The sequence below is a fragment of the Rathayibacter iranicus NCPPB 2253 = VKM Ac-1602 genome (assembly GCF_003149025.1).
Lineage (GTDB): Bacteria > Actinomycetota > Actinomycetes > Actinomycetales > Microbacteriaceae > Rathayibacter > Rathayibacter iranicus.
Map to the genome: position 1 here is coordinate 57,595 of NZ_QGDV01000001.1, position 17,625 is coordinate 75,219.

Genomic DNA, 17,625 nt, shown 5'->3' on the forward strand with positions numbered 1-17,625 from the left:
GGGCGGCTGCGCACCGCGGCCCGGAAAGGGACACACATGGACGTGACGACACCCGCCGACGCCCCGGAACCCACCCCGGCTTGGGCGGCCCCGGAGGCGACCGGCCGCCACGGCGAGATCGCCCTCCGCATCCGCGGCCTGCGTAAGCGCTTCGGTGAGAAGGAAGCGGTCAAGGACATCGACCTCGACGTCCCCGCCGGCTCCTTCTTCGGACTCGTCGGCCCCAACGGCGCAGGCAAGACGACGACCCTCTCGATGGCTACAGCGCTCCTTCGCCCCGACAACGGCATCGTCACAATCCACGACGTCGACGTCTGGAAGGACACCCTCGCGGCCAAGCGACTGATCGGCGTCCTCGCCGACGGCGTGAAGCTGTTCGACCGCCTCACCGGGCTCCAGCTCGTCACCTACTACGGCTTGCTCTGCGGGCTCGAGCGGTCGACCGTGATCGAGCGGACGAACGACCTGCTCGCGCTGCTCGGTCTTGACTCCGCGGACCGCACGCTCGTGGTCGACTACTCCGCGGGCATGACCAAGAAGATTGCGCTCGCCTGCGCCCTCGTGCGCGCCCCGCGCCTCCTCGTGCTAGACGAGCCGTTCGAGTCCGTTGATCCGGTGTCAGCCGCGAACATCCGCGACATCCTGACCGGCTTCGTCGCCTCGGGTGGCACCGTGATCGTCTCCTCCCACTCGATGGACCTGGTCGAGCGGATGTGTGACCGCGTCGCCGTCATCGCCGAGGGCCGCGTCCTCGCCTCGGGCACCCTCGAGGAGGTCCGCGCCGGCTCCAGCCTCGAGGAGCGCTTCGTCGAACTGGTCGGCGGCCGCACTCACCAGGAGGGACCGGCATGGTTGCGCATCTCCTGAGGTTGCGGCTGCTCCTCCTCCGCAACTCGCTGACGCGCAACGTCTGGCAGCTGATCGGCGTCATCGTCGGCGGCCTGTACGCGATCGGCGTGCTCGGCCTGGTCTTCACGGGGCTGGTCGCGCTCGGAGCGACAGACCCTGCGTTCGCGAACGTCGCGGTGATCCTCGGCGGATCGGCGCTGATCCTCGGCTGGGTGCTCGGGCCGATCTTCGTGTCCGGCTCCGACCAGAGCCTCGACCTGCCCACTCTCGCAACCTTCCCGATTCCGCTGCGCACCCTCATGCTCGGGCTCGCCGCGGCCGGACTCGCGGGCATCCCCGGACTGGTGACCTCGCTCGGCGCGCTCGCGTCGGCGGCGGCCTGGTGGAGCAACCCGGTCGGCATCCTCCCCGCCGTCGTCTCGGCGGTGATCGGGGTCGCGATCTGCGTGGTCGCCTCCCGCCTGATCGGCGCGCTGACCACGGGGTTGGGCTCGAGCCGCCGCTACCGCGAAGTGATCGGCGGAGTCGTGCTCGTCGTCGTCATCCTCCTCGGCCCCCTCATCGTCGGGCTCACGAACGTGATCCGCGGCGGCCTCGATGTGCTTCCCGTCATCGCGACGGCTCTCGGCTGGTCGCCGCTCGGCGCGATCTGGGCCGTGCCCGGCTCCGTCGTTGCGGGCGACGGGGTCGCGGCGGTCGCGCGCCTGCTGATCGGGCTCGCGACCCTCGCCGCGCTGGTGTGGGCATGGGCGCGAGCGCTGCGTCACGCACTCGCCGAGCCGGCCGCGACCGGCGCGCACTCCGCCTCCGGATCCGCGGGCCTTGGCCTGTTCGCTCGGTTCCCCGGCACTCCGACCGGCGCGGTCGCCGCCCGCGCGCTCGGCTACTGGTGGCGCGACCCCCGATACAGCCGCGGGCTGCTCGTCGTGCCCGCGGTCGTCGTGCTCGCGGTCTTCTACTCCGTGATCGGCGGCGGCGGGAGCACGCTTGTCGTCCTGTCGAGCCTGCTCATCGGGCTAATCTTCGGCGTCACCCTGTGCGCCGACGTGTCCTACGACGGCACCGCGTGGGCGGCGCACGTCAGTTCAGGAGTGACGGGGTCGGCCGATCGCGCCGGTCGCGTCATCGCCGCCGCCCTCATCGGCATCCCGGCGGTGCTCGTCGTGGCCGTCGGCACGTGCCTGTACGCCGGGCGTCCGGAGGCGGTGCCCGGCGTGCTCGGGATGTCGCTCGCGCTGGTGCTGAGCGGGTTTGGCGTCTCGAGCGTCGCGTCCTCGCTGGTCGTCTACCCCGTGCCGGCGCCGGGGGACAGCCCGCTGAAGACGCCGCCCGGGTCGGGAGTGATCTCGAGTGTCGTGATGTTCGGCAGCATGGCCGCTACCGGCCTGCTTGCGGCGCCGTCGATCGTGCTAGGAGCGATCTCGCTGATCGGCGGCGACGTGGTGTCGGGCGTGGTGTCGCTAGCGGTGGCGCTGGTGCTGGGCTCGGCGCTCGCCGCGGTCGGCATCCGCGTCGGCGGGCGAATCGTGGACCGCCGCGCCCCCGAGCTGTTCGCCGCCCTCGTGACGGTGGGCTGAGCGCGGCCGCCCGCCGCCCCCGCCCCGCCCTCCGCCGCTCCGCCCCCTCGGGCCCCCGCCCCACTATCCAAAAGTTGTCGCACTCGACGCCGAGTGCGACAACTTTTGGCCTCTCGCGCCAGCCCCGCGCCCGCGCGAGGTCCGACCCGTCGGCACGCTCGCCACTGTCCAAAAGTTGTCGCACTCGACCCCCGAGTGCGACAACTTTTGGCTTTTCGCGTAAGCGACTCGCGCGTTCAGCTCCGGCAGGATGGGAGCATGCGCAGCATCGAAGTGCTCCTCGATTCGGAGTCGGAGGCGCGCGTCCGCGGGCAGTGGCAGGCACTCGAGGCGGCAGGCATCCCGAGCCTCGCCCTGCACACCTCGGAGAGCAACCGCCCACATCTCACCCTCGTCGCGGGCCCCGAACTCGTCGCTCCCGACCCGGGCGCGCTCGCCCCGCTGCCCGACTCCGTCGACCTGGTCGCCATCCTCCTCTTCCCGCACGCTGGCCGCTTCGTGCTTGCCTGGGGCGTCATCCGCTCGCCGGCCCTCGAGGCGCTGCACGCCCGCACCGCGCGTCTGGTCCCGGGAGGCATCGAGACGTCACTTCCGGAGTCATGGACGCCGCACATCAGCCTCTCGCGCCGCCTCCGCGCCGAGCACCTCGGCCAGGCCGTACCGCTGCTCGGCGAGCCGTTCACGGTCGGCCTCGCGGGCATCCGCTTCTGGGACGGCAACACCAGAACCGTCACCGACCTCTGACCCCCGCTCCCACCCCGGGGAGGCGCCACTCGGCTCGCCACACCTCGCTCGGCTCGCCCAACCCGGCCATTCCAGCGAGCCTGACGTCGTCCTGGCCTGCCGCACCCCGTCGCCACCCGACCCGCACGCCCCTCCACAACCCGCCCCTCGGGGCCTCTCTCCACAGAACCCCGCGCACCCGGGGCGGCGTCGGAGGCGGCCGGTAGAGTTCCCCGCGTGACAGACCCCACCGCAACCGTCTTTGCCGCTTCCACCACGCCCGCCGCCCAGGCGGAGCCCCGTGGCGACGCGAGCGCGGCTCAGGCAATCCTCGAGAAGGTCTTCGGCTATGCATCCTTCCGCGGTGAGCAGCAGGCCATCGTCGAGCAGGTCATTCACGGAGGTGACGCCGTCGTCCTCATGCCCACCGGTGGCGGCAAGTCCCTCTGCTATCAGATCCCGGCGATCGTGCGCCCGGGTACCGGCGTGGTCGTCTCTCCGCTTATCGCCCTCATGCAAGACCAGGTCGACGCCCTGCGCGCCAACGGCGTGCGCGCCGAATTCCTCAACTCCACGCAGGACGCGGGCGAGCGTAACCGCGTCGAGCGCGCCTACCTCGCTGGCGAACTCGACCTGCTTTATGTCGCCCCCGAGCGCCTCGGCAACGAGGGTACGAAGCAGTTCCTCGCCCGCGGACGCATCGCTCTCTTCGCCATTGACGAAGCGCACTGCGTCAGCCAGTGGGGCCACGACTTCCGCCCCGACTACCTCGCTCTGGGCGAACTCGCCGAGCGCTGGCCCGACGTCCCCCGCATCGCCCTCACCGCGACCGCCACCGAGGCCACCCACCGCGAGATCACCACCCGGTTGCACCTGGGCGCGGCCCGCCACTTCGTCTCGAGCTTCGACCGCCCCAACATCCAGTACCGAATTGTCAACAAGGTGGAGCCGCGTAAGCAGCTGATCGACTTCCTCCGCCGCGAGCACGCGCACGACGCGGGAATCGTTTATGCACTCTCGCGCAAGAGTGTGGAGGCGACAGCCGAGGCACTGCGCACGGCCGGTTTCGATGCGGTCGCGTACCACGCAGGTCTCGACTCCCGCGTCCGGGCCGCCGCCCAGTCGCGGTTCCTCCGCGAGGAGGGCGTGATCGTCTGCGCCACCATCGCCTTCGGCATGGGGATCGACAAGCCAGATGTCCGCTTCGTCGCGCACATCGATTTGCCCAAATCCGTCGAGGGCTACTACCAGGAGACGGGTCGCGCCGGTCGCGACGGCCTGCCCTCCACCGCCTGGCTCGCCTACGGCCTGCAGGACGTCGTTCAGCAGCGTCGCATGATTGACGAGTCGCCCGGCGATCTCGCGCATCGTCGGCGGATGTCCGCGCACCTCGACGCCATGCTCGCCCTCTCCGAGACGGTGCAGTGCCGCCGGGTCAACCTGCTCGCCTACTTCGGCCAGCAGAGCACCGCCTGCGGCAACTGCGACACCTGCCTTGAGCCGCCAGCCTCGTGGGACGGTACGGTCGCGGCGCAGAAGTTCCTGTCGACAGTGGTGCGACTCAAGCGCGAGCGCAACCAGCAGTTCGGCGCAGGCCACATCATCGACATCGTGCGAGGCAAGACCACGCCGCGCACCACCCAGTACAAGCACGATGCCCTCGCCACCTGGGGCATCGGCGCCGACCTCAGCGACACCCAGTGGCGCGGAGTCGCCCGTCAGCTCCTCGCGCAGGGGCTGCTCGGAGTGAACGACGACGGCTTCGGCACGCTGGTAATCACTCCCGCCTCCGCCTCGGTGCTCAGTGGTGAGCGCACGGTCGAGCTGCGGCAGGAGCCCGAGAAACCGACGAGGTCAAGCGGAGCCACGCGCTCCGGCCGGTCCGCCGTCGCCGAGCTTTCCGGAGAGGCGCAGCCCCTCTTCGAGCGCCTTCGGGAGTGGCGCGCCGCTCAGGCACGGGCACAGTCTGTCCCCGCGTACATCGTGTTCAACGACGCGACCCTCCGCGAGATCGCAACGACCGAACCGGCCACGATGGACGCGCTCAGCATCATCGGCGGCGTCGGCCAGAAGAAGCTGCTCACCTACGGTGACGCGGTCCTCGCGGTCGTCGCCGGGCAGACTCCAGAGATCGTCGCACCGGAGCCGAGCGAGGAGGCGCCCGCTCCTCGTCGCAGTCCGCCCGCCCGCGGCGGCGGTTCCCGCTCCGGAGGCGCCACGCCCTCGTTCGGCCGTGAGCCCGCTCGCCCGCCGGTCTCGTCCGCCGAGCCGCCCGAGGACGACTGGGTCCCGCCGGACGAACCCGACTGGGAGCCCGGCTGGGACAGTTACTGACCCGGAGCGCAGGCGGAGGTGTCACTCGGTTCAGATGAAGCAGCAACCGCGCCCAGCCGCCGGCTCGCTCAGCCTCCGAAGCGAGCGACGGTTCCGGTCGTCGCCGTCACCGTTCCGACGACATCCGTGCCAGCCACTCGAACCAGCTGGACGAGGCCAGCAAGCCGATGAGGGGAATCACGGCCGCAAGTGTGCGCCGTCTCAATCGAAGGACCGACACCACGACCGTCGCGAAGATGATCAGCCAAAACCCGCCGAGGGCGAGAGCGGTGCCCGGAGCGAAGAACGCCTTCGTGCACGGCTCCGCCCAGCAGAGCGACGACCAGATGCCGAGCATCAGACCGGCGAGTGAACGCAGTAGTGACCAGACGACGAGACCGAGCAGCAGGAGCACTGTTGCGATGAGGTCGGCGGCGAAAAGCTCAGGGTCATCGACGCGCCGAGCATCGTCCGGTTTCGTCAGCATCACCTGCGCCCCACTCCTAACCCGATCACGGTGACCGCGATCACTCCAACCGCTCCGATCACGGGCACCCACGCGGCACCCCGGTGCCGAGCGAGGCGGACAACCGCCACCCCCGAGCTGAGGAAGAACGGCACCCAGACGGCTGCCGCCACGACGAACCGCACTGTCCTGACAAAGGAGTCGGAGCAGGATCCGGTACAGGCGGCGCCCAGCGCGGCGGCGACGAGCGCCATCATCGAGACCGCGGCGGTGAGAACGAAGCCGACAGGCAGGAGAATCAGCGTCACCACGAGATCAGCGGTCGATCCCGGACGCGGAACACGGTCCTTCTGCACCACTGCCGAACAGTCGCTGTCATCGTCACTCATGGTGCAGCACGCTAGCCAGACGGACGCGGGACACCCTCTCGGGCGCGTCACCGTACCAGCACGAACGTGACGATGCAGCCCTCAACGAGGAGCGCGGTGACAGGAACCCACCAGGCGTTCCTCCCCGCGACGAGTCGCGCTGCCGAGACCGCGACCGAGACGAAGAAGACGACCTGCAGAGAGAACGAGAGGAAGGAGGGAGGCTCGCGCGTCAGCCGCAGGGGCTCACTCGCGTCGCTCAGAAACCGAAACCAGTTCGGCGGCATGATCACCGGTGTCGCGAGGAGCGCTCCGAAGCAGACGAGGGGCAGGAGCGCCAGGGTCAGCACGACATCCCAGCGGCGGTCGTTGCGCGCATATCCCCGGCCACCGACGTCGATCCGGTCACCGCCGTCAGTCACGGGTGAAGAACAGGTAGGGGACGAGGGCGCAGAGGAAGGAGGCGACGACACCCGCCGGCACGACCCAGAAGGCGGTTTTCTCCCGAACGAGCCGCGTGATGGCGAGCAGGACTGTCGCTGCGTAGACGACCCAGTCTGCGTTCGCGAGGACGGTGTAGAACGAGCGGAGGCCGTCGTGAGTAAGCGGCCCCCAGCCTCGCCCCGGGTAGTTGGCGGCCAGCGAGCTGAGGGCGCACACCACCCCCATCGCGTAGAAGGACACAGCGATCAGAATGATGGTCGCAACGAAATCGATGGGACGAGGTGGCTGCGGCCAGGTGAAGCCCCGGTCGCCAACCTGTAACCGACCACTGCTCATCTCTCGAGCGTACCGTTGTCGGCTCCTCTCGCTCATCCTGGCGCGAGATGCCACCCCTCTCTCCCGATCACCGAAATGCGACGAACGCATACCAGCCCCACGTCAGCGGGCTCCTCCCTGTGCCTGGCCGGTTCCGACAACGCGTCGACGCCTTCGCCCTGCGCCCTTTGTGCCCCCGCCACGGAACGTTTCCGACCTCGCGCCGCGCGGCCTACCGTGCTCAGACCGCCTCCGCTGCCGCGCCCGCCGGCGCACGATGCGCCGGGAGCGGTCCCCACCAAAGACGGTCGAAGGGACACGAACACCATGGTCAGTACCGCTCCCCACCCTCGCTCCGCCGCCGATGCCGCAGACCGCGCCGCTACCGGCCGCTCCCGGCTCCGCCGCTCCCGCACCGGCTCTATCTCGCCGACGCCGCCGATCGATTCGCTCGGCTCCGAGGTCGACGCCCGCCTCGATGCCGACGGCGCCCCTTCCGTTGACGTGGCCGCCCTCGGCGAGACGCTGCTCGGAGCGTGGCGCGAACAGCGTCTCGCCACCCGCGCGCTGACGGCCCGCGCCGACCTGCATCGCCTCGACGGTCTCCCGATGAACGAGCACCGCGCCCGCGTCTCGGAGCAGATGCGCATCCTCGCCGCGGAGGGCGGCGTGCACCGCGCATTCCCGCGCGACCTCGGCGGAGACGCCGATCACGGAGGCAACATCGCCGGCTTCGAGGAACTGGTCACCGCCGACCCCTCGCTCCAGATCAAGTCCGGCGTGCAGTGGGGACTCTTCGGCGCCGCGGTTCTGCACCTGGGCACTCGCCCGCACCACGAGAAGTGGCTGCCCGGCATCATGAGCCTCGAGATCCCGGGTGCTTTCGCGATGACCGAGACGGGGCACGGCTCCGACGTCGCTTCCCTCGCCACGACTGCCACGTACGAGGACGGCGAGTTCATCCTGAGGACCCCGTTCCGTGCGGCGTGGAAGGACTATCTCGGCAACGCGGCGATCGATGGGCGCGCGGCGGTCGTGTTCGCGCAGCTCATCACCCGCGGCGTGAACCACGGCGTCCACGCCTTCTTCGTGCCGATTCGCGACGAGCATGGCCGGTTCCTCCCCGGAGTCGGCGGCGAAGACGATGGCCTCAAGGGCGGGCTGAACGGGATCGACAACGGTCGACTCCACTTCGACGGCGTCCGCGTCCCGCGTGAGAACCTGCTCAACCGCTACGGCGACGTCGCCGCAGACGGCACCTACTCCTCGCCGATCGCGAGTCCGGGTCGCCGCTTCTTCACCATGCTCGGCACGCTCGTGCAGGGCCGCGTCTCGCTCGATGGCGCCTCGGTCGCCGCCGCCAAGATCGCACTCACCGTTGCCGTCACCTACGGCGACCAACGCCGCCAATTCACGGGCGGGGGAGAGCGCGAGGAGGTTCTGCTCGACTACCAACGTCACCAGCGCCGCCTCTTGCCGCGCCTGGCCACCACGTACGCTGCCGGCTTCGCGCACGAGAAGCTGCTGCGCGCCTTCGACGAAGTGTTCTCGGGCGTGAACGACACGGAGCAGTCGCGGCAGGATCTCGAAACCCTGGCTGCCGGTCTCAAGGCTCTCTCGACCTGGCATGCGCTCGATACGCTTCAGGAGGCGCGCGAGGCCTGCGGAGGCGCGGGATTCCTTGCCGAGAACCGTCTCACCCAGCTGCGCGCCGACCTCGATGTCTACGCGACGTTCGAGGGTGACAACACCGTGCTGCTTCAGCTCGTCGCAAAGCGTCTGCTCACCGATGTCGGCCGCCGTTTCAAGGACGCGCAGCCGACCGATCTGGCGCGCTACGCTGCCTCCCATGTTGCGGAGGCGACCGTCGACACCTCCGGATTGCGGCGTCTCGCCCAGGTCGTCGCCGACCGCGGATCGACGGCCCGCTCCGTCGGACAGCTACGGGAGGACCAGCGCGAGCTGTTGACCGGCCGTGTCGAGAGCATGGTCTCGAGCATCGCGTCGCGCCTGCGCCCGGCGTCGAAACTCTCTGCCGACGAGGCCGCCCGCCTGTTCAACGCGAATCAGAACGAGCTGATCGAAGCCGCCCGCGCGCACGCGGAACTGCTCCAGTGGGAGGCGTTTACGCAGGCGCTCGACGGGATCGAGGATGCGGGCACCCGCACAGTCCTCACGTGGCTCCGCGACCTCTTCGGGCTCGGCCTGATCGAGAAGCACCTCGACTGGTACCTCATCCACGGCCGACTTTCTTCGCAGCGTGCGCTCGCTGTCACCTCCTATATCGACCGCTTGCTTGCCCGCATCCGCCCGCACGCCGCCGACCTCGTCGCCGCGTTCGGCTACGCCCCCGAGCACGTCCGTGCCGCCATCGCGACCGGCGCCGAGGCGACGCGTCAGCAGGAGGCGCACGCCTGGTCCGCCGCTGCCCGCGCCGCCGGCACCCTCCCCACCCCCGAGAAGCGCCGCTAAAACCGCCCGCGAGATGCCTCTTCGGTACGCGACATGCCGGTGGAGGTGTACTGAAGAAGCATCTCGCGGGCGGGGAGGGGGAGGGGCGTTAGTCACTCCGTCCGCGCCGTCGAATCGCGGAGCACGAATGTGTTGCGCAAATGCAGATGCCGCTTCGGCGACCATCGACGGGAAGGCTGCCTCGGCGGAGCTGAGCGCTCCGTACGTGGCGCGCTCGTGCTGCTGGCTCCCGATGAGCGGTACGGACGACGTCGCGCGCTCCGGGAAGCTCGCCCGTCTCGCTTTCCGAACGCGACGGATTCCTCCGGATGCCTGTAGGCCCCGGAGCGCCCGAATCCCGGATAGCCCTTTGAGACGCAGCTGTCGGGCCACGCGCGTTCGTCGAGACGTCATCACCTCATCAATCGCCTCCCACTCCCTCAAAACTGCGAACAACTCATCATTCAATCTACGATCGAGGTGTGGAGCAGCGTGATGATGGTCTGAGCGAGGCCTACCTCAAGTCGGAGGCGGTCGCTCGAGATCTCATCGTCTGCCGACGAGCCTTCGACATGCGTGTCGGTTTCTTCCTTGCGTACTACCGCTCCTTCGCGGTGCCACGCATCGCCGATCACCTGTCGGCGAGTGGCGAAATCGGGCGCTCACCCCGCAAGCGGTCCTACGACACTGCGCTTATCACTCTCGAGATCGTCGTGAATGGCCTCAGCTCGCCGCGTGGTCAGAAGGCCCTCGACCTCCTCGTACGCGCTCACGAGCGCGTGCAGGCCCTGCCAGACGACTTCCACTACGTGCTTCAGTCCTTCGTCGTCGTTCCGACCCGATGGATCGATTCCCACGGCGGTTCTTCGCTCTCTAGGTCGGAACGGGACTCTCTTGCCGAGACCTTCGCGGAGATCGGTCGGCGGATGGGCATCGCCCAGCCAGCAAGCACCTACGACGCCGCAGAGCGCTTCTACACCGCCTACGAGGCAGAGAACGTCGCCCCTAGCAACTCCTCCAGATCACTGATGCGAGCGACACTCGCCGTGCTCGTGGACCGTTTCCCCGCGCCGCTGCGTCCGCTCGGGTCTCGAATCCTCGCGGCGCTGATCGACGATGACGCCGTCGCTCGCGCACTCCATCTCCCTGCGGTGCACCCTCTCTTCGCGAAGGCGGTCTACGCATCCATGTCTCTCGTGCGCGCTCGGCGCCGGCGACACCCAAGGCCCGGCTTCATCCCGGGAGTATCCGGTTCTTCGGTCTACCCCCGCGGTTACGGGCTGCAGGATCTCGGTCCGGAATGGCTTCAAAACAGGTAGGGCGCGATACGTGCTCGGAAGGGCGGGGCACGCGTCTCGACAACCGCGGCCACCTCACGTCGTGCGGAGCGCAGACCCCCCCCGCACACGTGGATAGGGGAGGTTCCCCGTGGTGTGGTCGCTGGTGAACGCGATGACCGCGCCGCCGGTGGCACCAATCTGCCGCGCGAATGCGGCGATGAGCAAGAGGGCGGCGCGGGCGTTGACGGCGAAGTGCTGGTCGAGGCTTTCGGCGGTGGTGTCGAGGATCCCTGATTCGACATCGTGCGCGTGGCTGAGAACGAGAGCGGTGATCGGCCCGTGGATGCGGGAGACTTCCGCGATCAGCTTCGCGGGGCCGTCGGCGGTGGATAGGTCGCAGGGGACGTCGCCGGCGTGTAGATCGCTGGTCACGACGGTCCAGCCGTCAGCAGCCAGGCGAGGCACGATGCCGGCGGCAATGCTGTTCGTGCGAGCAGCGCCGGTCACGAGAGCGAGAGGCATGCCCCGAAGAGTAGCTCTGGCGCAGGCGCCGTCTCGGGACAGGCGCCGACGTCAGGAGACGACGACGAGATGGGTGATTCGTGTATCTTCCGGGCACCACTCTTGTGTCAGGTCGGACTCCGTGATTCTCCGCGAGGAGGTGACGATGTGACCGGATCTCGCTCTAGTTGGGCGGATTCCGGCCCGTGTTCTCACGTCCGGCTGGGCTGCACCTCAGGCGGGCAGATGCGCGCGAGAGACGGCTGGCTCGCGATCTCGAACCTCGTCTGGCTCCCTGGGGACAGCGGGTGTCCTGATTCGCGCGGATGATCAGTCCATGTGGGAGACGACGTCGCGGACGTTCGAAGTGAAGCCGCCATAGCGGTCGGCGCGCACCCGAAACATGACGCCGACATCGTGCGTCGCCGCCAGGTGCTCACCGCCGGCGCCGTCGACATAGCCCCGACCACCGCCAACTACTCGCTTGTGAGCGCGGTGTCAGTCTGGTCGCGGCGAATGTGAAGAGCATCAGCGACGACCCAATAGAGTTGCCCGCGTGCACATCATGTTTGTCGACGAGAGCGGTACCGCTCCGGCCCCCGTGCAAGCGCCTAGCAACGCGATCTTCGTGCTGGCCGGCGTCATCATTCCGGAGGACGTGTGGTCCAAGATCCGTGCCGACCTTGAGCTGGGGAAGTCGCGCCACAACGTCGTCGGCGAGATCAAATGGCGATACTTTGCTCCGTCTCGTGCCGGGTCACGGCCTCACGCCCTCAGCCATTTGGATGCCGTCGCGAAGGAGGAGCTTCGCTCTCACTTGCTTGCTGCAATAACGAAGTACAACTCGGTGAAGGTCATTGCCGTGGTGGTCGACACCGTTCGTGCGTATGAGCAGATCCACATTAGGGATGCCGATGACCTTTACCACGACGCATTCAAGAAACTCAGCGAGCGCTTCCAGTACTTCTTGCAAGACCTTGAGTGATTAGCAGGAGTGCGTGTCAACGGCATGATCGTCGCCGACAATCGAAATAACGACCAGGATGACCGCCTCAAGGAGTTTCACCAGAATTTGCTCGCCGGCGGCAAGAATACGGCTAACTACAGTAATTTAATCGAGGGACTGTTCATTGCGGCCTCACACCACAGCCCCGGTACACAGTTCGCAGACCTGGTCGCCGGAGCCGTCTTCCGATCAGAGGCCCGCGACGACAAGCGCTTTGCTTCCCAACTTGAATCGGCCTTCCGCCGCTCCCCAACGGGGAGTATCGACGGATACGGGCTCGTCCGGGTTCCGCACCGCTGAAAAAAGACGCCGTGATGAGTGTTCACTCAAACCTGCAAGTATCGACGCAGTCACGGCGTAGCTTCACTATAGACCATCGGTGCTTCCACCACCTCCTTCACGACCCGTCACGCGAATGCGCCTGCGGGCGCGGTGACGGTCGGCGTCTCGGCGACGATCGACGGGAGGGCTGTCTCGGAGCAGGCAGTGCCCTCGGGAAGCTCGTCTTGTCGCTGTCTCCGCGTGTGCGGTGGGTGGTCGACGCCGTGTCGAAGGTGACCCTCTCCGTCCCTGTGGACGCTCTCGAACCGGTCGATGATCGCCTGGTCGACGTTGGTCTGCTCGGTGACCTCGCACGCGCATGTCAGCTGCGCCGTCGCCTGGAATTCTGCTACACGAAACAGGATGGGCAGACGGTTGTGCGCCGCGCCGACCCTCGCTCTCTGGTGAACACTGTTCGGCGTTGGTATCTCGTCGCGTTCGATATCGACGCCGGCGAGTGGCGCACCTACCGCGTGGACCGTGTCTCCGAGGTGCAGGTGATGGACTTCCCTGCGCGGTCGCACGAGTTCCCGGGTCGGAATGTCGAGGAGTGGGTGACGGGGCAGCTCGCTGCCGGGTGGCAGCAGGTCACGGCAACGGTCCGAGTGCACGCGCCGAGAGAGGCGGTGAGTCGGTGGGTGGCGCCGGCCTGGGGAGTCGTGGAGGAGGAGTCACCCGGGGTCACGATTGTCCGAGCGGGAGCGGACACGTACGAGTCGATAGCCCGCTGGCTTCTGCTTGTGCAGTCGGATATTGATGTCATCGAGCCGGACGAGTTGCGGGTTGCGTTCCGCCGGGTCGCGAGACAGGCCGATCGAGCGGGCCGTGAGTAAGGGAGGCGGGCCGGCCCTTCCTGAGGGGTCGGCCCGTTGCACTCACCGGAGGGGGCGGAGCGGGCGGAGGGGGCGGAGGGGGCGGAAGAACTCTGTCAGGTCCTGGATGAGCAGTGTCGGCTCTTCGAGAGCTGCGAAGTGCCCACCCCTGTCCGCAACGTCGGTCCAGCGGGTGATGGTGTTCTCTCGTTCGGCGTACCGGCGGATGCCGACGTCATGGGCGAACATGATCACGCCGGTGGGTACGCCGGAGGGCTCCTTGACAGCTCCCCATGCGGAGTGTTGTGCGTAACCGATGTAGGCGGCGGTGGCGGCGGTCGCCGTGAACCAGTACAACGACACGTTGGTGAGGAGGCGGTCGAGTGAGACGACTGTCTCGGGCAGCGCCTCGGAGGGGACCGTCCACTTGTGGAACTTGTCGAAGATCCACGCGAGCTGGCCCGCCGGTGAATCGGTGAGGCCCGCCGCGAGTGTCTGGGGTCTCGTGGACTGGATCGAGATGTAGCCGTATTCCTCCTGCATAAAGGTCTGTACCCGCCCCAGACGATCCAGTTCCAGCGGCGTCAACGTGGCCAGGTCGGCTTCGGTCGGGGCCCGCAACGGCGTCCCGAGCGTGCCGTTGACGTGCACGCCGACCACGGCCTCAGGTGCCGACCGGGCGATCTCAGGCGAGACTGCCGCCCCGATGTCCCCACCCTGGACGCCGTACCGGTCGTAGCCCAGACGCTCCATCAGCGCGGCCCACGTCCGTCCGATCCTGGCGGCATCCCAGTCGCCTTCCGCGACCGGGCTCGAGAACCCGAATCCGGGGAGCGAAGGAATCACCAGATCGAACGCGTCCGCCGGGTGTCGACCGTGCGATCCCGGGTCGGTGAGCGGCCCGATGAGGTCCACGAACTCCACGAAGGATCCCGGCCAGCCGTGAGTGAGCAGTAGGGGAAGCGCCCCTGCCACGGTCGACCGAATGTGGAGGAAGTGGATCGTCTGACCCTCGATGACGGTCGTGAACTGCGGGATTTCGTTCAGCTCTGCCTGCGCAGCAACCCAGTCGTACTCCTCCGCCCAGTACTCGGTCATCCGACGTAGGTACCCGACCGGGACTCCGGTGCGCCAGTCGTCACCCGGCAGCGGGGGCGAGAAGCGGGTCGCGCGGAGCCGGCTCCTGAGGTCCTCGATCGAGTTCATCGGTATCTCGATCCGAAACGGATGGATCTGGTCGCTCATGAAGTCGTCCTTCGCTCGGGTGCTAATCGTCTGATCGATCGAGTCACTGCGGCGACAGTACGGAGCAATGAGGACACATCCTGTCCTTCGCAAGCGGACCGTCTCGTGAACGCGCGAAAGGACTGCGCTCAGGAAACTCAGGAGGATGGCGTGCGGTCACGTCTGGTCCCGGGGCCTCAACGGAGACCGGACCGGGGTGCGACGCCTCGTGTCCGTTCTCGGGCGTTACGGTCGAGCGATGAAGCAGCATCGAACGTCGCGGCCCGTCCCCACAGTGTCGTCGGAGGAGTGGTCCGACCTGCGGGATCGCATCCGCCGGACCCGCTGGTCGCCCGAGTGGCCGGTCGAGGGCTGGTCGGCAGGAACGGACCGAGCCGAGTTGCGGCGGTTGGCCCGCCGTTGGTCCGAGGAGTTCGATTGGCCGACGCAGGAGCGGCGGATGCGCGAGCTGCCCTGGTCGCAGGCCGACTTCGATGGGACACCTCTGTCCTACCTCCGCTTCGAAGCCGAGACAGAGGGCAGGCTTCCGGTGGTGCTGACCAACGGCTGGCCCAGCTCCGCTCTGGAACTGGTTCCGCTCGCCGAGCGCCTCGCCTTCCCATCGCGGTTCGGCGGCGATCCAGCCGACGCGGCCACCGTCGTCGTCCCCGCGCTGCCGGGCTTCCCGTTCTCGCCGCAGCGGCCGCGGCTGGACGAGCAAACCCACGACCTCTGGCATCGGCTGATGACGGAGGAGTTGGGCATCGCTCGCTACGTCGCCCACGGAGGCGACCTGGGCGCGGGCATCACCTCGCGGCTGGCCGAGAATCACCCCGCGGCGGTCGCCGGCATCCACCTGCTCGCCGTCGCTTCACCACAGCACGTGGAGGACGACTCCCTCTCCGCGGAAGAGCGCTCCTATCTCGACGAGGTACGGGAATGGTCCGACATCGAGGGCGCCTACGAGCATCAGCAGCAGACCCGGCCGCTCACCCTGGCTCCGGCACTGTCGGACTCTCCGGTCGGTCTGCTCGCCTGGATCCTCGAGAAGCACCGCGCCTGGAGCGATTGCGGAGGAGACCTCTCGATCCGCTTCGACGACGACTACCTGCTCACCCTCGCGTCGCTGTACTGGTTCACCGACTCGATCTCGACATCCCTCCGCCCGTACTGGGAGTACGCGACCGGACGGACTGCTCGGGTCGGACGCGTCTCGGTGCCGACCGCGATCTCGATCTTCCCCGCAGACCTGACGCACCCGCCGCGCAGTTGGGCGGAACGCACGTATGACGTCATTCGCTACACGCGCATGCCTCGCGGCGGCCATTTCGCCCCACACGAGGAGCCGGAGCTGCTCGCCGCCGACATCCGGACCCTCACGAGGCTGGTTCAGTAGCGTCACTGGTTACGGCACCGCTCGCGCCCTTCTCATCCGCCGTTAGCCGGAAGGCGAGGTGTCCCGCAAGAGAATCGTTCATCGCGACACCGCGAGGGCGCGTCGCTCGGCGCGGAATCGCGGGCATCGTGGTGTCTTAGATGGCCCGCCGGATGAAATGCCCGCTGAGGGCACCTCTATTGACACACTTCTCGTATAGCTGTGGGGCCCGCCGCAGGTGTGCTGCGTGCCCCATTCCCTTAAGTCAGTTCGCGAATGAGAAAACGAGTTCTGCTACTGATCGCCTGAATCTTCTATTTCCATCGTTTTGCATAACCACACCTCTCCGCTATCTTATAGATTGGTGCGCAGAATTACGTCTTCTCGAGTGCCCGCTTCGTCGGCTGGGTTTCCTTTTAGGCGGTAGAAGTCCATGGAGCCTAAAGGCGCCCGCGTCACACGCATCCTCGTCCGCCCATCCCCAATCAACGACGCGCGTGAATGTCGATGGGTCATCACCTGAACTTGCGGAGTAGATCTCGACTGCATCGCCGGTCACGAAGTAATCCGGTATGGGGTCTGGATCGAACGAAGTTTAAGGCCGCTCGATCGTGTACCGGGCGGACGCGCGTGCTACAGCCTCGGTCGGTGTCGCGCTCGCGCTGCCGCGAGGGGAGAAGTGGTGACGCATCACCACGAGAGGGCGTCTGACCACTGATCTACCGACTGCGAGGTATCGCGGCGGCGACACCCCGCCCGTACGGGTGCGTTCCTCGGGACGCCCGCGTCAGCAATGCGCGGGCAGTCCCAAGCTCCTGAGAAGCACCACATTCGGTTGACCGCCCCTGGATGAGGTCGCTAAACCGGATTCAACATTCACAACTTGGAGGAGTGACCGGACATGAGCGATCAGCGGGACCGGACTTCAGTAACGAGGAAATTCACGCCGTGGGGGTCTATGGGAATCTCATTCGTGGGGGTGACAGTCGGAAGTGTCGTCTCGGCGGCGGTGGGTGCACGCGATCCGTGGAACGTTGTGATCACTGCCGTGGCTGTTGCGGTTACTTTCCTGGTCGGCTGGGTGGTATTGAACCTCCTTCACCGTCAGCGCTCCCCGAAATTATCAGGAAAGGAAATCGATCATGATGAAATTTTGCACGAAGGTCGCGGCGACGGTGGTCGTGGCGGTAGCGCTGACCGCCGGCCCCGTCATGGCGGCATCTGCTGCGGATGCGTCTTTCGCGCACGACGCGCCCGCCGGAAGGGTGGTGCTGACGATGACGGGTGGCTCCGCTTCGACAGTGACGTTCGACGTGGGAGGGGGAGCGCGGCCGGTGAAATTAGCGGGCGGCGGCGTCGGTGTTACGGATGGAACGATCACCTCCGATGCGTTGCCGACGAGCATCCCTGTCGGAAAGGGGCGCACAGCGGCTGGTATCTGGTCTGTCGATGACACAAACACGGTGACATTCCGCTTCACCGTCAACGCCAGCGGGGAAACGGTCCGCCTCAACAGCGACTGGGCCTCGGATGAGTGGGGCCACTGCGTGTCCAGTCGTGGTGTTGCCGGTGCAGCCGGGGGAGGCTTCCTCGGCGCCAT

At 67.5% G+C, this 17,625-nt stretch carries 16 protein-coding genes and 1 pseudogene; 10 read left to right on the top strand and 7 right to left on the bottom strand.

Annotated elements, in window-relative coordinates; translation table 11 throughout:
- The first annotated feature begins 36 nt into the window (after positions 1 to 36).
- The 4 genes from B0H03_RS00280 to recQ all read left to right on the top strand — a co-directional run bounded on the left by B0H03_RS00280 (position 37) and on the right by recQ (position 5,483).
- On the top strand, positions 37 to 867 hold the full coding sequence (locus B0H03_RS00280; protein WP_104266142.1) for an ABC transporter ATP-binding protein: 831 nt from the start codon (positions 37 to 39) through the stop codon (positions 865 to 867).
- On the top strand, positions 849 to 2,426 hold the full coding sequence (locus B0H03_RS00285; protein WP_104266143.1) for a transporter: 1,578 nt from the start codon (positions 849 to 851) through the stop codon (positions 2,424 to 2,426). The genes B0H03_RS00280 and B0H03_RS00285 overlap by 19 nt, the downstream gene beginning before the upstream one ends.
- Positions 2,427 to 2,684: 258 nt before the next feature.
- Entirely contained in the window at positions 2,685 to 3,170 is a 486-nt protein-coding gene (locus tag B0H03_RS00290) for a 2'-5' RNA ligase family protein (RefSeq protein ID WP_104266144.1), read from the top strand.
- Between the two features lie 306 nt (positions 3,171 to 3,476).
- Positions 3,477 to 5,483: a DNA helicase RecQ gene (recQ, locus tag B0H03_RS00295; RefSeq protein ID WP_241560518.1), complete on the top strand. Its 2,007-nt coding sequence runs from the start codon at positions 3,477 to 3,479 to the stop codon at positions 5,481 to 5,483.
- A gap of 106 nt (positions 5,484 to 5,589) precedes the next feature.
- Here recQ and B0H03_RS00300 read toward each other — a convergent pair whose 3' ends face one another.
- The 4 genes from B0H03_RS00300 to B0H03_RS00315 are packed head-to-tail and all read right to left on the bottom strand — an operon-like array spanning position 5,590 to position 7,076.
- Positions 5,590 to 5,952 carry a hypothetical protein gene (locus B0H03_RS00300; RefSeq protein ID WP_104266146.1) on the bottom strand — a complete coding sequence of 121 codons (363 nt, stop codon included), beginning with the start codon at positions 5,950 to 5,952 and terminating at the stop codon, positions 5,590 to 5,592.
- The gene (locus B0H03_RS00305) at positions 5,949 to 6,317 is read right to left on the bottom strand and encodes a DUF6264 family protein (RefSeq protein WP_127844067.1); all 369 of its coding nucleotides are present in this window, start codon (positions 6,315 to 6,317) and stop codon (positions 5,949 to 5,951) included. The genes B0H03_RS00300 and B0H03_RS00305 overlap by 4 nt, the downstream gene beginning before the upstream one ends.
- 47 nt (positions 6,318 to 6,364) lie before the next feature.
- Positions 6,365 to 6,718, bottom strand: a complete 354-nt coding sequence (locus B0H03_RS00310; RefSeq protein WP_104266148.1) for a hypothetical protein — start codon at positions 6,716 to 6,718, stop codon at positions 6,365 to 6,367.
- Positions 6,711 to 7,076: a DUF6264 family protein gene (locus tag B0H03_RS00315; RefSeq protein WP_104266149.1), complete on the bottom strand. Its 366-nt coding sequence runs from the start codon at positions 7,074 to 7,076 to the stop codon at positions 6,711 to 6,713. Before B0H03_RS00315 ends, B0H03_RS00310 begins: the two co-directional genes overlap by 8 nt.
- Before the next feature lie 306 nt (positions 7,077 to 7,382).
- Here B0H03_RS00315 and B0H03_RS00320 point away from each other — a divergent pair, with 306 nt between their 5' ends.
- Together B0H03_RS00320 and B0H03_RS00325 are read left to right on the top strand one after the other, a co-directional pair.
- On the top strand, positions 7,383 to 9,527 hold the full coding sequence (locus B0H03_RS00320; RefSeq protein WP_104266150.1) for an acyl-CoA dehydrogenase family protein: 2,145 nt from the start codon (positions 7,383 to 7,385) through the stop codon (positions 9,525 to 9,527).
- 461 nt (positions 9,528 to 9,988) lie between these two features.
- Positions 9,989 to 10,825 (top strand): oxygenase MpaB family protein, encoded by an 837-nt coding sequence (locus tag B0H03_RS00325; RefSeq protein WP_104266151.1) that lies wholly within the window; start codon positions 9,989 to 9,991, stop codon positions 10,823 to 10,825.
- Between the two features lie 54 nt (positions 10,826 to 10,879).
- On the opposite strand, the gene B0H03_RS00330 is transcribed toward B0H03_RS00325, so the two are convergent.
- Positions 10,880 to 11,308 carry an SDR family oxidoreductase gene (locus B0H03_RS00330; protein ID WP_104266152.1) on the bottom strand — a complete coding sequence of 143 codons (429 nt, stop codon included), beginning with the start codon at positions 11,306 to 11,308 and terminating at the stop codon, positions 10,880 to 10,882.
- A 318-nt stretch (positions 11,309 to 11,626) separates the two neighbouring features.
- Between B0H03_RS00330 and B0H03_RS00335 the strand changes: the two genes are divergently transcribed.
- The 3 genes and pseudogenes from B0H03_RS00335 to B0H03_RS00350 all read left to right on the top strand — a co-directional run bounded on the left by B0H03_RS00335 (position 11,627) and on the right by B0H03_RS00350 (position 13,447).
- Positions 11,627 to 11,809 (top strand): hypothetical protein, encoded by a 183-nt coding sequence (locus B0H03_RS00335; protein ID WP_104266153.1) that lies wholly within the window; start codon positions 11,627 to 11,629, stop codon positions 11,807 to 11,809.
- A 43-nt stretch (positions 11,810 to 11,852) separates the two neighbouring features.
- Positions 11,853 to 12,593, top strand: a pseudogene (locus B0H03_RS17310) (DUF3800 domain-containing protein).
- 206 nt (positions 12,594 to 12,799) lie between these two features.
- Positions 12,800 to 13,447 (top strand): helix-turn-helix transcriptional regulator, encoded by a 648-nt coding sequence (locus B0H03_RS00350; RefSeq protein WP_164860207.1) that lies wholly within the window; start codon positions 12,800 to 12,802, stop codon positions 13,445 to 13,447.
- A 42-nt stretch (positions 13,448 to 13,489) separates the two neighbouring features.
- On the opposite strand, the gene B0H03_RS00355 is transcribed toward B0H03_RS00350, so the two are convergent.
- The gene (locus B0H03_RS00355) at positions 13,490 to 14,671 is read right to left on the bottom strand and encodes an epoxide hydrolase family protein (protein ID WP_104354402.1); all 1,182 of its coding nucleotides are present in this window, start codon (positions 14,669 to 14,671) and stop codon (positions 13,490 to 13,492) included.
- Between the two features lie 238 nt (positions 14,672 to 14,909).
- Between B0H03_RS00355 and B0H03_RS00360 the strand changes: the two genes are divergently transcribed.
- Complete coding sequence (locus B0H03_RS00360) at positions 14,910 to 16,046, top strand: epoxide hydrolase family protein (protein ID WP_104266244.1); 1,137 nt, start codon at positions 14,910 to 14,912, stop codon at positions 16,044 to 16,046.
- 1,102 nt (positions 16,047 to 17,148) lie between these two features.
- Here B0H03_RS00360 and B0H03_RS16410 read toward each other — a convergent pair.
- Positions 17,149 to 17,430, bottom strand: coding sequence for a hypothetical protein (locus tag B0H03_RS16410; RefSeq protein ID WP_146083985.1), 282 nt, complete (start codon positions 17,428 to 17,430; stop codon positions 17,149 to 17,151).
- Positions 17,431 to 17,625: the final 195 nt, after the last annotated feature.